This window comes from Rhodococcus sp. NPDC127593 (assembly GCF_042671975.1).
GTDB lineage: Bacteria > Actinomycetota > Actinomycetes > Mycobacteriales > Mycobacteriaceae > Rhodococcus_F.
The window spans coordinates 1-15,976 of record NZ_JBHXWI010000113.1 but is presented as its reverse complement, the minus strand read 5'-3'; the positions used below and the strand labels follow the sequence as shown (position 1 = coordinate 15,976).

Below are 15,976 nucleotides of genomic sequence, written 5' to 3'. Positions count from 1 at the left end.
TTGTAGTAACACGCCTTCAACGCGCATATTCGGCATTACCGCAGTTCAGCATGACTTTTCGTGAAATCGTGTGCCCATCAGCTGCGGAAGTCCGGCTTGCGGTACTCGTCGTAATTCTTGCGCAGTTCCTCGACGGTGAACGCCTCCCGCACCTGCGCCCATCCGGGCAGTTCCGAGGGCAACCCGGCGAGGCGCTGCCGGAAGGCCTCGATCCGCTCCTGCACATCGGTGGGCAGTGACCCGACACGCTCCCGGGCGTCTTCGAACCACCCGGACAGGTCGGTGCCGGTGTGCTCGGCGCGCTGGCGCACCTCGGCGACGGTATCGGCAACGGCCTGGACGGCCGCATCACCGGCACCGACCGTGGCGTACAGCGGCTTCGTTACGTTGTCGATGACCTTGGACTCACTTGGGGACTCACTCATCTTCGCTCTCCTGCTGTGGGGCTGGACATCAGGTGTCACCTCGGCACCTTGGGCGGCGAGCCCTCTTCGGTCGATCGGTGACATGACAGGACGATCTGCCAAAATTCGGGCCGCCGAAAATGGACTGTAGTCGACCCGGACGTCGTGCCAGCGCCGGAGACGGCGGGTAACCCCGGGCTTGGTGTGGGTCACGACGGCTTCGCCGACCGTTCGAAGGGACCGTGGAGTCCGCCAACGGGTTCGAGGCAGCGGCGCGGGTCAGGCAGGAATAGACGGTCACCCGCACACCTCTCCCGCGACGGATCGCCAGCCGATGGCCCGACCCGACCGCACTGGCCGACCACACCGGCGTTCCCGGAACCGTGCTCGTCGTCACCTCCGAGGTCGAATCGAGGTTCGCCGCCCACCTGCGCGCACGCGGCGTAATGCGTGACGACCGGGCAGACAGTGCCGGTACAGGCAACCGCCGAAGCGCCGAAAGTACCGTCATCGGGCGCTATGGTTCGGGATGTTCTCGGTCGAGTGTGTCCGCTCTGTGAGTGCATGGCATCGTTCGTGGCCCGCAGCGATAGCGCCGGAGCCGGCCGACGGGCGACACGGGGATTCAAAGACCCGCCCCGGGCGTGGGGTCGGTCCTCGCTCGCCGCGAAAGAGGTGGGCGAAGGGACTGGTGGTGGTCGGCGGGGAGACGTTCGCCGGTGGATTTCGGCCCCGGGTGGTGCGAGTCGGTGGCACCGCCCGGATCAGCGACGACATGTTGTGCCCCTACCGTGGGTACGGCGATCAGTCGGGCACGGTGATCCGTCCACGGACGCCACACGGCGTGCGGGACCGGGCGGCTCATCAGGCCGGTCGATCGGCGGGGTCACGGATCGACGTGGGGATCACCTGCGGCGAATCTGCCCTCGACTCCGATCGCCGGGTAGTTCTCGTGAATCACACCACCGGCCCAGCGAGGCCGTGCGAGGAGCCCGCCACCTGCCTCCGCGAGTGGCGGGCTCCGTTTCACCGGCCACCGCCGCCCGAACACGGCCTCGATCGCACCCGGTCAACCGTCGTGCCCGAGATGGGGACTCGGTCAGTGCGGGGGAGTCGGCGCGATGTATCGGGATCCCGGTCGTGGTGCACGATCCACACACCTGCCTTGGCGGGTTTTCCCGTCGGGCAGAAAGCGGGAGGCGCCCTGTTCGGCGGCGATCCCTGCCAGCTGCTCGAACACCTCCCTGTGCGTGCACCACAAGGTGCCGTCGTCCGATCGGTCGAACGCGGCAACGAGTTCGCGACCCGAGGCGTTCGCGGCGAGCAGTGGGTCGTCGACGATCGGCGGTCGCCGTGCCACCGACAGCGACTGCAGAGTTCGTCGGCAGCGCAGGGTGGGGCTCGAGTGCAACGCCGACAGTCCGACGTGGGCGAGGGCGGCGACGAGATGCACGGACTGTCGGTCGCCGAGCGTGCTCAGGGGGCGGTCCGCGTCCAGCCCCGGCCACGCACTCGTGGCGACCGCGTCCGCGTGACGCACCATCACCACCATGTCCGCCCTCCCGCCGGGGGTGGCCGGGCAGAGGCCACCGCCCGACAGCACAGGGTGACCGCCGCTGCCAGGTGACACGAAGCGGGAGGGGTGTCGGGCGTGGGTTCCGGCAACCACCCTGGCGGTCGCGGACCTCGCCCGCAAGAACACAACCACCACCAAACTCGATGGCAGAAACTTCGAGCCGAGTCAGGTGAATCAATTCCCGACGAATTGCACTGGCGGCAAACACAATCGGTGATTGCATTCAGAAATGAGATCAGCCTGAGGGCGCTGCCGGACCATGTGGTGGCCGAGCTGCTCTACGCCGGACAATGACATTGGGGACGAAGACCGATGCGGACCACTTTCGAACCCTGACCGATCGTATCCGCATGCACGCGATCGGGTGCCGCTGGTTTGACGTGTTGCGCCTGACCCGGATCTGGATATGTGGATCGACGACGAAGGCGCGGTATCGCTGACGCCCAGGTCAATCTGATGGCGACGGCGATTGCGCGCGCCCACGGGGCGATCTGGCAGCCGTCTGCGGGGCCGTGGTGTTCGCCAGCCCACGACGGCAACGGATCGACGGTGGGCGGGTTATCGGTCGGGCAAAGGATCGGGGTCAGACGGTGTTTGTTTGGGCTATGGTGCTGGTGACCTGGTCGGTATGGCCGTCGCCGAGTGGGTCGGGCCATGTTGTCCAGGTGTCGGGGCCGAGTTCGATTTCGGCGGTGGTCAGCAGACACGCGTCGAGTGCGTGGCGCAGTGCGTCGGGGTCGATTCCTTGGCCGATGAAGACCAGTTCTTGCCGGCAGTCACCGACTGTCTCTTCCCATTTGTCGAGTATCCCCGCGCGGCGGTAATCGTCGTCGGGCCAGTAGGTTTCGGGCAGGAACTTCCACCAGCGTCCGATGTAGCCGTGTCGGATCAGGTGGCCGGCCTGGGAGATGCTGCCGATCTCGGTGAATCGGCACGCGTTCCAGAAGTAGCCTTTGGCGCGCAGGAGACGCCCATTGGACCATTCGCTGGTGAGAAACTGGTGCAGCCGCCCGGGGTGGAAGGGGGCGCGTTCACGGTAGACCACCGAACTGATTCCGTACTCCTCCGTCTCAGGAGTGTGTTCTCCCTGGAGTTCTTGGAGCCATCCGGGTGCCTGGGCGGCCTTCTCCAAAGAGAACAGCCCGGTGTCCATGATGGTCTCGAGCGGGATCTGTCCGTGGGACATCGACTGTATGCGGGCGGTTGGGTTGAGTGAGCGCAGCACTGCGGTCAGTTCGGTCAGGTGCCCTGCTGTGACGAGGTCGGACTTGCTGACCAGAATGACATCGGCGAACTCGATCTGATCGACCAGCAGGTCGGAGATGTCGCGTTCGTCGTCGGGAGCGTCGGCCTCGACGCGGCCGCCGGTCTGGTAGTCGTGGAGGAAGCTGTGGGCGTCGACGACGGTCACCATGGTGTCCAGGCGGGCGATATCTGCCAGAGCGTGTCCGTCGGTGTCGATGAAGGTGAACGTCTCAGCGACCGGTAGCGGCTCGGAGATGCCGGACGATTCGATCAGGAGGTAGTCGAATCGTCCATCGGCGGCCAGTGCACTGATTTCCGCGAGAAGGTCCTCGCGCAGGGTGCAGCAGATACAGCCGTTGGTCATCTCGACGAGCTTTTCTTGTGAGCGGCTCAGTGAGATCTCCCGTTCGACTTCGGCGCTGTCGATATTGATCTCGCTCATGTCGTTGACGATGACGGCCACCCGCCGGCCTTCACGGTTGCGCAGGACCTGGTTGAGGAGGGTGGTCTTTCCTGCACCCAGGAAACCTGACAGTACGGTCACAGGAAGTCGTGTGTCGGCCATTGCTCTGAATCCTTCAGCGGGGTTGGGGAGATGCCGGCGATGGAGGGGCGTCGGCGGGTACGCGCACGCGGGATGCGTACCCGCCGACGCCGTTGGTGACAGTCTGGGCAGCGGGTCAGGCTGCCGGTTCGAGGTACCCCTCGAATAGGTCGACTACGACGCTGCCGGCGTCGGTGTCTTCTCCGAAGAGGTCCTCGGCCGCGAACTTGACGTGGTAGGTCGGCTCCTCGCCGGCATCGGTGCGGCCGTGGCCGATGGCGTCGGGGAACGGCCAGTCGTCGCTGGTGCGGTGGGTGACGGTCCCGACCCTGCCACGACAGTAGGCGGGCATTCGGATGTGCCCGGGAACGTACTCGTCGCGTACCCGGACACGTTGCCCGACACTGAAGGTGATGGTGTCGGTGCGGGCTGGACGTCCCTCCGACTCGGTCGGCCGGGACAAGGGGAACGGGCCCCCGGCGAGGACTTCGAGTTCGTCGTGGGTGAGGATGCCCTTTTCGACCATGAGGGTGGCAACGCCGATGACGTACCTCTCGTAATAGGGCGTCATCATGTAGTGGCGCGGTTCCATCCGTTCGACGACGTGGCGGACCTCGTCGACACTGAATGCCCCCAGGTCCGCCGCTCCGAGGAACAGCAAGCTGTAGGGGAGGTGTTCCCACTCGGTGTGGAAGGTGGGGCCGATATCGGCGTCGACGGTGTGGGGGACCTTGCCGAATCCCTGAACACCGGCGAGATCGTGTACTCCATCCATGGGTCTATCTCCTTCGATTCGGTGGTTCAGTTGGCCGGGGCCTGCGGGACTGCGACCCCGATCAGGCAGTCCTTGGTCACGACCTGCTGCAGTTGCTCCTGGCTCCAGCCTTCGGTGCCGGCCGGCCGTTGGGGCAGCACGATGTAGCGGGTCTCGGCGGTGGTGTCGTACACCCGGATCTCGACATCCTCCGGGATATCGGTGCCCATTTCTGCCAGCACTTTTCGAGGTTCACGGACGACGCGGGCACGGTACTCGAAGCTCTTGTACCAGGTCGGCGGCAACCCGAGGATGGGCCACGCGGTGCACGAGCACAGGGAGCATACGATCACGTTCTTGAGGGTGGGGGTGTCTTCGAGCGCCACGATGTACTCACCCTGCGGTCCCAGATAGCCGTACTGGTCCACGGCCGCGGTGCCGTCGGTGAGTAGCAGTTCGCGGAATTCCGGATCGGTCCACGCTCGCGCGACGAGTTCAGCGCCGCGTTTCGGGCTGAAGTCCTCCTCGAAGGTCTTCTTCCACCCTTCGGTGTAACCCTCTGGGACCAGGCCCTTTCCGTCGAGCGCACGGAACAGTGCCCACGCGCGATCCGACGCCGGTGCTTGAGCTGGTGCCGCGTTGTCTGGTGAGTGTTCGATCGTTGCCGACATTGTTTCCACTTTCTGTAGGGGCTGATACTTGTGAAGTGGTGGTCTGGGTAGGCGGGTGGGACGCGCCTTGGCTCAGGCGAGACTCAGAGGTGCCGAGGTCGCCGGTTGGTCGGTCGCTGTGGGGAAGGCGCCGCGGATCTGTTCGAAGGCGTGGCCGGCGCGTAAGACCGTGGCGTCGTCGAAGCGTTTTCCGATGATCATCATTCCGACGGGAAGTCCGTTCACCAGACCTGCCGGCACCGATAGGGCGGGGTGGCCGGTGACATCGAATGGGGCAGTGTTCGCGATCATTCCGAGGGCTTTGGTGACGTAGGTGATTCGGTCCACATCCTGCGCCGGTAGTTCGGAGGCGACGTACGGCAGGGTGGGCATGACCAGGACGTCGTAGTCTTCCAGCGCCGCATCGTAGGCGGCGCGAGCGCGTGGCACCAGGTTGCGGGCCTTGCCGTAGCTCGATCCGCCCAACGCGGTGACACCGTGATGGCCGCACAAGGCGACGAGTTTGACGGTTTCGGACAGGGCATCAGCGTGCTGGATGCGGCGCTGCGCGAAGTACGCCATCAGTTCAGGGTCGTAGAGGCCGTCTGCGTTGAGACCGTAGCCGTTGCCGTCGAGCATCTGATAGGCGCCGCCGTCGGTGGCGATCACATTCCACACATGGAACGCGTGCAGGTGCCACGGAATACTCACCTCGTCGACCACACCACCAGCGTCGGTGAACCGTTGTGCGGCCGCGCGGACCGCATCATCGACCTCCGGCTGTGAGACCGCGTGCCCGAACCCCTGACTCACGACGCCGATCCGCAGGCCGTCGATCCCGGAGTCGAGGGTTGACACATAGTCATCCACCACGAGGTTGTCTGGTTGACGGGGATCGTGGTCGTCGCGGCCAGCGATCACCGACAGAAGCAGGGCGGCGTCTTCGACCGTGCGGGTGATGGGCCCGAGATGATCGACCGTGCGCTCGATCGGGAAGGCACCGGTGTAGGGGACCAGCCCGAACGTGGGCTTGTGGCCGACCACGCCACAGAATGCGGCCGGAATGCGGATCGACCCACCCTGGTCGCCGCCGATCGCGAAATCGACCTCGCCGCCTGCGACGAGAGCGGCGCTGCCGCCGGAGGATCCACCCGCCTCGCGGTCGGGGTCCCACGGGTTGCGCACTGGACCGCTGGCCGGGGTGAAGCTCGAACCGGAAAAGCACAGATCCTCACACACCGCCTTGCCCGCTACCGTGGCACCGGCATCGAGCAGTCGGGTGACCACGGTTGCATCACGAGTGGGAACGAACCCCTCCAGCGATCGCGATCCGTTCATCATGGGCACGCCCGCGACGGTCACGTTGTCTTTGATCGCCACACGGCGGCCGGTCAGCGGCCCACCCGTTGCGGTCGAGATGTTCGTGGTTACGTACCACGCGCCCAAGGGATTGTCGCTCACATCAGGTGTCGCATGATCGCGGGAGGGGGCTGAGAAGCTCTCGTCCGCGTACAGGTCGTCGACCACGTCGTAGGAACCGAGCGCGCTATCGACCAGGCCTGCGAACTCCTGCCGAGCCGCAGCGTCGAGATGTAGGCCGTAATGATCTGCGGCAGAGCCGATTGCATCGTCGTCCGGTCGGATGACTGTCATCAGGTGGTGCTCCTCACGTGATCTGTTTCACTTCGGTGCTTGACGGGCTGGGCGTCGCGCAGCATGCCGGTCTGGGGGTTGCAGTTGATGTATTCGTACAGTTGGTCGCGCGCGTCGAACACCGAGACCTCGTGATAGAGGCGGAGTTTTGACAGGCCGGCGGCGACGCGGAAGAAGGTGGTGAAGATTCGCAGGTGGGTCGGATGCGATTCTGCCCAGCGTTCGAGTTTGTCGAGAGACCCCCAGTGGCCGATGTTGTAGCTCAGATCGAGATGGTTCCCTTCCAGATCGATGTTGCGCACGAACCTGTTGCTGTAGCAGCCCACCGACTCGCCGTTGTCGCGAAGAAAGTCCATGCCCTCCTGCAAAGTTGGGAGGATTTCGTCGAGATACAGGTCGCGTTCTTCGGATTCGGCATCTTTCCAGTCCTGGCCGGACCGAATCAGCGCGATGTTGTCGTGGCCCTGTACCAACACACGGCCACCCGCAGCAGGATCACCGCTGATCACCCGCAGGTCGCCCGAGGGCTGCATCCAGTCATTCTGGGAGATCGGGAAACGTTCGCGCATCGAACCCCAGTACCCGTGTTCGTTGATCTCGCCGCTGATCCCGTCCATGACAGCGCCGACACCAGGGAGGTGGTCCTGAAAGGCGTAGAGCGTTTCGAATTGCTCGGCCCGCGGGGCTACGATCTCGCGGAAGTAGCCAAGCCCCTCGGACAGTCGTTCGTCCGATGCCCACCAATCGGCCACAGCAGGGCGTTTGAGCCAGCGACTGTGGACAGCAATGTCTTTCCAGTATCCCACGATGATGAGATTCTCGTAGCCCTGACTGTCCGCGTGATGGGTCAGGTCGTGGTGCAGCGGGCCGTCGTCCAGATCGAAGCTGGCAACGATGTGACACATGGCCGCAAGCGCGGCGGGGCGTTGCTCGTCGCCGCGGAACTGCACGCCGAGATACGCCATCACTACCTGCTGTAAGCGGTCGTCAGCACGTCCTACCCACATGGGGAAAGGGGGTTGGTAGTCGTCCGGCACACGCCGGGTCAAACTCCGCGGACATGTGAGATGGTCGCCGATTGCAGATTCCATGAGGACTCCTCATTCATCGAGTTTGGGTTTGCCGAGAACGTTCGGCTACTCGGTTCGAGTCGAAGCTACCGTCTTGTGCCGGTGTGGATTTGACTGCGAGCGACAGGTAGTTCGACGATTAGCGACACTCGGCGCTGGAACCCTTGGTCACTGCCGGAGAGTGCACGACGCCGAGAACGAATTGCGACAGAACAAGACCCGATAGGCGCGAGGGGGACGAAGTTCAGCGCCGTTGTCCCGCCTGACGGGATGTCCAGTGATGTGCTGGGGCCGTCGGAACGAGATGCGCATTGCGCGGGCCCAAGATTGGGTGTTCGAACGATTCGCACCCGATTGGACGGACAATGCAGTCCGCCCTCGCGGTCCAGTGCTGCCGACCATGGTGATCAATTCGATGCCTTCGTACCGGGCGGGGCGGTCAGTCTGGATTCTCCGCAGGACGTAGCTGTGCCGCCGAGATCATCGGCGTACATGCGCTCGTCGTGTGTCCCCGCCAAGTATGCGTGCAGTGCCATTGACCGTCGATCGGCTCGTGCCGTCGCGATTCTGTTGACACCGTCCTTCAAGTCGGCGGGCCAACGGTAGGGCCGGATCAGCATTCGGAGAAGTGCGATGACAGCGTCGAGCAGTAGGAGCGGCATGCTATGTCTCTTCGTTTGGGCCACGGCCGGATATGCCAGGCTCCACTGAGTAACGAACGGCGACGACTTCCATAGTTTGTCCTTCTGTCTACATCGGCTATCCGCCGGCGGCCGGGACGAGGAAACATCAATCGGTCAAGAGGTCTCAACAGTCCGGGGATTCCGGCGTACTCGAACGGTAGGAGCTTCCGGGGCGCCATGTTTGACACTTAGCGACAGCCCCCTTTGCACTCCGCGACATCGTCATCGTGGGGGCGGAGCCACTGAGCGCCAGAATTCACAGTCTCGACCGCTGTCCGTCGAGTCCGGTCCGCGTGATTTACGCCCTGATACGTTTGCCAGCTTTTGTCACGGGTGAAATCGTGTTTCTTCCGCGTAAAGAGGTCGGTGCGCGTTGACATGCGGTTTCCGCGCTCCTAGCGTGAGGTTCACGCGAGCAGAGGGAGCCGTTCATGTCGTCGTTGCCACCGCCTGACGGCGACCTCGTGCATAGCTCCTGCCCGGATTGCCAGCCTGTGAAAACGCCAGAGCCGGAACCTTCACTGTCGCGTGTCGGGCCGTCACCTCAGCAGCGCCGCGAGGTGGTTCGGACCACCACGCTCGGCACCTGGATCGACACCATCCGCGACACCTTCGTCGCGCTGGACATCGACCCCGCCGAGCCTGCCCGCTTTACCGGCGCGGTCCACACCCGCCATTTCGCGCACCTGATGGCTGCCGACGTCACCGCGACATCTCAATCCTTCCGCAGAACGGCGAGGCTCACCAACCGTCACCCACTCGATTTGATGCAGATCGGCATGGTGGTCGCGGGCGAGGGACAGCTCATCCAGGACGGACGTACATGCATTCTCGGCCCAGGTGATTTCGCCCTCTACGAGACCTCACGACCGTTCACCTGGAACCTGCATCCGGAATGGCACCTCCGCGTGTTCACCTGGCCGCGGGCCTCCGTGTCGCTCACCGAGAGCCAATCGCAGCAGTTGACAGCGCGGACTGTCAGGTCCACTTCCCCTGTGGGACAGTTGCTGTCACCAATGCTGTCCGGCCTCCTCGCCGCCGACGGCGATGTGTCCTCCGGGGGCGCGATCGGGCTCGCCGGCGGCCTGGCGGACCTGGCAATCACCGCAGCGCAGGAGGAGTGTCAGCCCGAGGATCCAGATGCCGCCATGCGGGAGTTGTACGCGAACATGGTGCGGTACATCGGACAGCACCTCGACGACCCGGGCCTGTCCCCGTCCGGCATCGCTCACGCGTTCTTCGTCTCCACCAGAACCGTCCACAGATTGTTCGCGCGCTTCGACGCAACCGCCGCTGCCACGATTCGCGCACACCGACTCGAGGCCTGCCGCCAAGCGATGGTGGCACCACGCAACACCCCCCGATCGCTGACCGATATCGCGTCCCAGTTCGGGTTCATAGATCTGTCAGTCTTCAGCAGGGCATTCACGGCGACCTACGGCATCAGTCCGAGTCGCTACCGCGAACAGCACCGATGATCGAGGCCTGAAGCGGCACCGAGCCTGGTCTCGACATAGGCGCACCCCGCCTATCGGAATCAGGACCGTGTTTGACTGCATGTCTATGCACTGCCGGGGTAGGTCATCGTGCGCCTGCCCGGTGGGGATTCATGTAGTTCTGACTGAGGATCGCAATTCCCGACAGATGGTTTGTTTGTCGGATTCCCACAAGAGCTGGAGTCGGCGGGTCGAGCCGGTTCCGCCCGTCGTCCGCTGCTCCTATCCTTAGTGGGTATCCATGTCCCGGTACGCGGCGGACCGGCGGGGTGTCTGTGCGCGCAGACGGGTTTGGTGTTCACCGAGAGCCGTACGTCCTCTCATCGCTGCGAACCCGTGGGCGCGGGTTGCGGTAGCTGTAACGGGAGGTACGAGCGGGTCTCGTCGTAACGATACGAAGGAGGCTGAGATGAATCAGCCAACCATGGACCCGACCTTCTATCGCAGCGCAGCCGAGGCGGCCGCCGCCCCACCGGAGCAGCTGGCCTACGTGGTCGCGTTCGATCGCGCAGCGGAGAAGCCCGATGCGCTGAGCGTGGTCGACGTGGATCCGGGCTCGGGCACATACGGCCGGGTGGTGGGCTGGACCGAGGTACCCCACCGGGGCAACGAGCTGCACCACTTCGGCTGGAACGCCTGTAGCAGCGCGCTGAAACACGAGGGTCACCACATGGAGGGGTTGGCCCGCCGGTACCTGATCGTGCCGGGTCTGCGCTCGTCCCAGCTGTACGTGTTCGACACCCAACCCGACCCACGTCAGCCCACCCTGTCCAAGATCGTGGACAGCGCCGAGCTCGCAGCCAAGGCCGGCTACTCCCGACCACACACATTGCACTGCGGGCCGGACGGCGTGTTCATGACCTGCCTCGGCGGCGGAAATGGATCGGACGGGCCGGGCGGGATCGCACTGCTCGATCACGACACGTTCGAAGTGCTCCGGCAATGGGAGACCGACCGGGGGCCTCAATACTTCGCCTACGACGCCTGGTGGCATCTCAACCAGAACACACTGATCAGCAGCGAGTGGGGCACGCCATCGATGATCGAGGACGGGCTGGTACCGGAGCTGTTGCTGGAGAACAAGTACGGCCACGCGATCCACTTCTGGGACCTCGCCACCGGCAAGCACCAGCAACGAGTCGATCTCGGCGCGCAGCACCAGATGCCGCTCGAGCTGCGCCCCTCGCACGACCCGGAGGCCACGTGGGGATTCCTCGGCGTGGTGATCTCGACTGAGGACCTGTCGGCCTCGGTGTGGCGCTGGCACCGCGACGGGGACAGCTGGGCGGTGGACAAGGTGATCACTATCCCGGCCGAGCCGGCCGATCCCGACCTGTTGCCGCCTGCGCTGAAACCGTTCGGCGCGGTGCCACCGCTGGTCAGCGACATCGACCTGTCGGTCGACGACAAATGCCTCTACGTCTCGTGCTGGGGTACCGGGGAACTCAAACAGTTCGACGTGCACGACCCAGCCAGCCCCGTAGAGACCGGGTCCATCCGGCTCGGCGGGATCGTGGGCCACAGCCCCCATCCGGCAGCACCGAACCAGCCGCTGTCCGGTGGCCCACAGATGGTCGAGATCAGCCGTGATGGCCGGCGGGTCTACGTCACGAACTCCCTTTACGGCGCCTGGGACGACCAGTTCTACCCGGACGGGGTTGGTGCCTGGATGGCCGAAATGCACGTCGATCCTAGCGGCGGAATGACCATCGACGAGCGCTTCTTCCCTCATGGCGAGGACTTTCGGGGTCTGCGGGTACACCAGGTTCGCCTCCAGGGTGGCGACGCCTCCTCCGATTCATACTGCTACCGGTAGCAGTCGGCGTTGGCATCGCCGACGCCTGATGCGGGGCAGCCGGATTACCCGGCTGCCAGGGATGGCGCGGAAACGCAGGCGGCGGGCCGGGACGGCTTCGTTGATCGGAAGGGCGATCGGCAGGAGGGATAGCCGATGGCCGGCGGGCGCGCACTGTGCGTCGGTGTCCCCGCGATCGGCATGGCCGCGGGCGGCGCGTGTCGGGGGATGTCGGTGCCCCGGCGGTCGGCTCGTCAGCCGACCACCGCCACTCGCCCGAGGTCAGCCTCTTGGCGAGTGCGCGCAGCAGGTCCGCGCCGGGGACGGTGAGGGCGCTGGCCGCCGCGTGCCGAGTTGATCTGTGGACTTGCAGTCCCCACACGCCGGAAGACCCGGTAGACGCATCGAGGACCCCAAGAACCTCCCCCTCGTAGCTGTGAAGAATCAACCGTTGAGAGGGGGTAGCCGAGTAAACTTTCTGGAGACTGATCGCTGTCGCCACCTGGCGAAATCCCTACCGCCGTTCGGGAGGGCACATCATGGTCGCGATGGACTCATTTCGGGTTTCGTCCGCCCAGGAGGCGCTCTGGCTGGCGCAGAAGTTGGCGCCTGGCCTGTCGAACAATATTGCAGCCTATCTCGATATTTCCGGCGACATCGACCCTCCGGTGATGGAAGCCGCGTTGCAGCGAGTGGCCGAAGAGGCTCGCTCGGTACTGGTGAATTTCGTCGAGGACGAGGATGGCCCCCGCCAGGTCGTGCGGGCATCGAACTCGTGGAAGCCATTCTTCATCGATGTCAGCGCTGAGGCAGACCCCCAATCGGCGGCGAAAGCGTCGATGGCAGAGGTTGGCGCTGTGCCCTTCGATCTGGAACGGGATGCGCTGTATCGAGCAGGCTTGATCAAGGTGCACGACACGCGCTTCTTCCTCTGTGCTGTGTGCCACCACATCGTGATGGACGGGTTCGGCGTCGCCATTCTTGCGAGTCGAATCGGTGAGATCTACACAGCGTTGAAGACTGGGATCCCGATTCCCGACTCGGGGTTCGGCGGACCGGAATTGATCGTCGACGAGGCTGCACGCTACCGAGGGTCCGATCGATTCACCCGCGACAAGGAGTTCTGGCGTAACTACACCGCTGCCTTGCCCGAAGCACTTCGACTGCCGAGGCATCCGAGTTCGCCGGTTCCCGTGACCTTGCATCACAGCCTGGCGGTGTCGGACGACGAGACCGCTCGATGGCGGACGGCGGCAGAGTCGATCGGGATACCGATGCCGGGTTTCCTGGCAGCATCGGTAGCAGGACTGTTGCATCGACTGTCGGGCATGTCGGAGTTCATGATGCGATTGGCCGTCGCCAACCGGGTCGGGGCCGCCCGCCGAACACCGGGATTGGTGTCGAATGCGGTGCCCTTCCGGGTAGAGATCCCACCGCGATCGCTATTCGCCGCAGTCGCACACGACGTGGGTACCGAGATTCGTTCCATCTTGCGTCATTCCCGTTACCAGGGCTCTGACGTCAGAAGGGACAGAGGATTGTCCGGATCCGTGGAGAACCGGTTCGGTCCGATTCTGAATATCATTCCGTTCTTCGATTCGATCGATTTTGCAGGCAATCCAGCATCCATGCGCGGCGTGTCGTTCGGCCCTGTGGACGACCTTTCAATTTCGATCTATTACGGCGGTCGGAACAGTGCCGGCATGCACATCGATATCGACGCGAACGGCGCCCTGTACAGCAGTGAAGATGTGAGGCTCTATGCAGATCTGCTGATGGCTTTCGTCCGTGCGGTCGTCGCCGATCCGGCGGGCCGGATAGAGGAACATGACATCCTCCGACCCACCGAACGCGAACTGGTGCTACGGACCTGGAACGACACGATAGTACCGGTACCCAAGGTTACGATTCCCGGCCTGGTCGAACAGCAGGCCGCCGCGACACCCGACGCGGTGGCGCTCACTCTCGGCGATCGGCACTGGACATATCGAGACGTCAATGGTCGAGCGAATCGGTTGGCGCGGTACCTCATCGCGCGCGGTGCAGGCCCGGAATCCATCGTGGCCGTCGCGATGCAGCGTTCCTCCGGGCCGCGTCCCGGGGTGGGTTCCGTTGCCGGTGCAATATGCCGATTACACGTTGTGGCAGCGTGAGATCCTGGGTGAGGAGTCCGATCCGGAGAGTGTGCTGGCAGCGCAGGTTGCCTATTGGCATACCGAGTTGGCGGGATTGCCGGAGTGCATCGAGCTACCCGCGGACCGGCGCCGACCGGCAGCACCGAGTTACCGCGGCGGCACGGTCGAGTTCACAGTCGAACCGGAATTGGACTCGGAGGTAACCCAACTGGCCCGACGTAGCGGGGCAACACCATCGATGGTCCTCCGGGCCGTGCTGGCGGTGCTGCTCCGCAGACTCGGCGCGGGGGAGGACGTTGCGGTCGGAGGGCCGATTGCGGGTCGCACCGACGAAGCCCTGGCCCTTTTGGTGGGGTTTTTCGTCAACACTTGGGTATTGCGCGTCGATGTGTCGGGGAATCCGCGGTTCGATCGGGTCCTCGACGAGGTCCGCAGGAAGGCATTGGCGGCGTACGAGAATCAGGAGGCCCCGTTCGAGCGGTTGGTGGATTTGCTGAATCCGACCCGGTCGCCTGCATATCATCCGTTGTTCCAGGTGTTGTTCGCGTTGGAGAACAATGCTTTTCCCGACATCGAGTTTCCCGGGTTGGCGTGGGACGTGCTGCCGGCACCCACCGGAACGTCCCGCTTCGATCTGTCGTTCACACTGACCTCTGACGGGAAGCCGGGGCTGGCCGGAGTCATCGAGTACGCGAGCGATCTGTTCGATCGGGAAACCGTCGAGGGAATCGCGGCGCGGTATGTGCACTTGTTGGAGTTGATCGTTGCGGATCCGCAGGGGAGGATCGAAGGGTTTGAGATCCTCGAGCCCGCGGAACGCACACTCGTACTGGACAGTTGGAACGACACGAGCATTCCGATAGCAAACTCGACGATCCCGGGCTTGTTCGAAGACCAGGTAGCCGCTACTCCGGATGCGGTGGCGGTCACGTTCGGTGACCGGAATTTGACCTACCGGGAGCTGAGCAGTCGAGCAAACCAGCTCGCACACCGCCTGATCCGATCCGGTGTCGGACCCGAAGTGCTGGTAGCGGTCGCACTGGAGCGATCGCCCGAGTTGATCGTTGCATTGTTGGCGGTCCTCGAGGCCGGAGGCGGATTTCTCCCTATCGACCCGAACTATCCGAGTGCACGAACCGGGACCATCCTCACCGACGCCGCACCGCTTTTGATTCTCAGCGACGTCACGACCGCAAGTATGTTGCCCGACGTCGGCATTCCCCGAGTGCTTCTCGACGCCATCTCATACGAGTCATACGGGGGTGGACATTCGGAGGTGAAAAACCCCGACGACAACGACCGCTCAACCCCACTGCGACCGGACAACACCGCGTACGTGATGTATACCTCCGGATCGACGGGTGTTCCGAAGGGTGTCGCGGTGAGTCATCGGGGTGTGGTGTCGTTGCTCGTGGGGACCGATCGGTGGGCTGGTTTCGGGGCCGTGGATGTGTGGGCGTGGTGTCATTCGGTGGGGTTCGATTTTTCGGTCTGGGAGTTGTGGGGTGCGTTGGTGCACGGGGCCCGGGTGGTGGTGGTGCCGTGGGAGGTGGTGGGTTCACCGGTCGGGTTGTGGGAGCTCGTGGTTCGTGAGGGTGTGACGGTGCTGGGGCAGACGCCGTCGGCGTTTGACGGGTTCGCGGAGATCGAGCGCGAGGATCCGGCGGTGGGGTTGGGTTCTGTGTTGCGGTTGGTGGTGTTCGGTGGAGAGGTATTGGACCCGGCAGGGTTGCGGGGGTGGTTGCCAGGTGAGCGCTCGAATGGCCCGCTTGTGGTAAATGGGTATGGGCCCACGGAGACGACGGTGTTCGCGGCAACGTATGTGCTCCGGAGACTGGGTGAACCTACGGCTGGGGCGGGTGTGCCGATCGGGGCCCTGAGCCTCCCCCGTTTCTCCGGACACTTCCGAACCAGGTTTTATGTGGAGACCGAGGAAGGACATCATGGGAACGAGGAAGTATCCGCCCGAGC

11 protein-coding genes are annotated in these 15,976 nt (G+C 64.1%); 4 read left to right on the top strand and 7 right to left on the bottom strand.

The annotated features are described in order from the left end of the window. Nucleotides 1-77 precede the first annotated feature (77 nt). From ACFVJ3_RS47680 to ACFVJ3_RS47650, 7 genes are all read right to left on the bottom strand, one after another. The gene (locus ACFVJ3_RS47680) at nucleotides 78-425 is read right to left on the bottom strand and encodes a hypothetical protein (protein WP_378458723.1); all 348 of its coding nucleotides are present in this window, start codon (nucleotides 423-425) and stop codon (nucleotides 78-80) included. Nucleotides 426-1,503: 1,078 nt separating this feature from the next. Continuing rightward, the gene (locus ACFVJ3_RS47675; protein ID WP_378458722.1) at nucleotides 1,504-1,956 is read right to left on the bottom strand and encodes a histidine phosphatase family protein; all 453 of its coding nucleotides are present in this window, start codon (nucleotides 1,954-1,956) and stop codon (nucleotides 1,504-1,506) included. A 607-nt stretch (nucleotides 1,957-2,563) separates the two neighbouring features. Further along, a complete protein-coding gene (gene zigA / locus ACFVJ3_RS47670; protein ID WP_378458721.1) occupies nucleotides 2,564-3,790 on the bottom strand; it encodes a zinc metallochaperone GTPase ZigA in 1,227 nt (408 codons plus the stop codon). Between the two features lie 115 nt (nucleotides 3,791-3,905). Continuing rightward, nucleotides 3,906-4,544 (bottom strand): nitrile hydratase subunit beta, encoded by a 639-nt coding sequence (gene nthB / locus ACFVJ3_RS47665; RefSeq protein WP_378458720.1) that lies wholly within the window; start codon nucleotides 4,542-4,544, stop codon nucleotides 3,906-3,908. Between the two features lie 26 nt (nucleotides 4,545-4,570). After that, complete coding sequence (gene nthA, locus ACFVJ3_RS47660) at nucleotides 4,571-5,194, bottom strand: nitrile hydratase subunit alpha (RefSeq protein WP_378458719.1); 624 nt, start codon at nucleotides 5,192-5,194, stop codon at nucleotides 4,571-4,573. A gap of 72 nt (nucleotides 5,195-5,266) precedes the next feature. Beyond that, nucleotides 5,267-6,826 (bottom strand): amidase, encoded by a 1,560-nt coding sequence (locus tag ACFVJ3_RS47655; protein WP_378458718.1) that lies wholly within the window; start codon nucleotides 6,824-6,826, stop codon nucleotides 5,267-5,269. Continuing rightward, nucleotides 6,826-7,917 (bottom strand): phenylacetaldoxime dehydratase family protein, encoded by a 1,092-nt coding sequence (locus ACFVJ3_RS47650; RefSeq protein ID WP_378458717.1) that lies wholly within the window; start codon nucleotides 7,915-7,917, stop codon nucleotides 6,826-6,828. The genes ACFVJ3_RS47655 and ACFVJ3_RS47650 overlap by 1 nt, the downstream gene beginning before the upstream one ends. Nucleotides 7,918-9,010: 1,093 nt before the next feature. On the opposite strand from ACFVJ3_RS47650, the gene ACFVJ3_RS47645 reads away from it, so the two are divergent. The 4 genes from ACFVJ3_RS47645 to ACFVJ3_RS47630 all read left to right on the top strand — a co-directional run. Beyond that, nucleotides 9,011-10,057: a helix-turn-helix domain-containing protein gene (locus ACFVJ3_RS47645; protein ID WP_378458716.1), complete on the top strand. Its 1,047-nt coding sequence runs from the start codon at nucleotides 9,011-9,013 to the stop codon at nucleotides 10,055-10,057. A 427-nt stretch (nucleotides 10,058-10,484) separates the two neighbouring features. Beyond that, nucleotides 10,485-11,891: a selenium-binding protein SBP56-related protein gene (locus ACFVJ3_RS47640; RefSeq protein WP_378458715.1), complete on the top strand. Its 1,407-nt coding sequence runs from the start codon at nucleotides 10,485-10,487 to the stop codon at nucleotides 11,889-11,891. 518 nt (nucleotides 11,892-12,409) lie between these two features. Then, nucleotides 12,410-14,023, top strand: coding sequence for a condensation domain-containing protein (locus ACFVJ3_RS47635; RefSeq protein ID WP_378458714.1), 1,614 nt, complete (start codon nucleotides 12,410-12,412; stop codon nucleotides 14,021-14,023). After that, the coding region (locus ACFVJ3_RS47630) for an AMP-binding protein (RefSeq protein WP_378458724.1) at nucleotides 13,989-15,976 on the top strand (1,988 nt) is incomplete at its 3' end. The genes ACFVJ3_RS47635 and ACFVJ3_RS47630, both read left to right, overlap by 35 nt.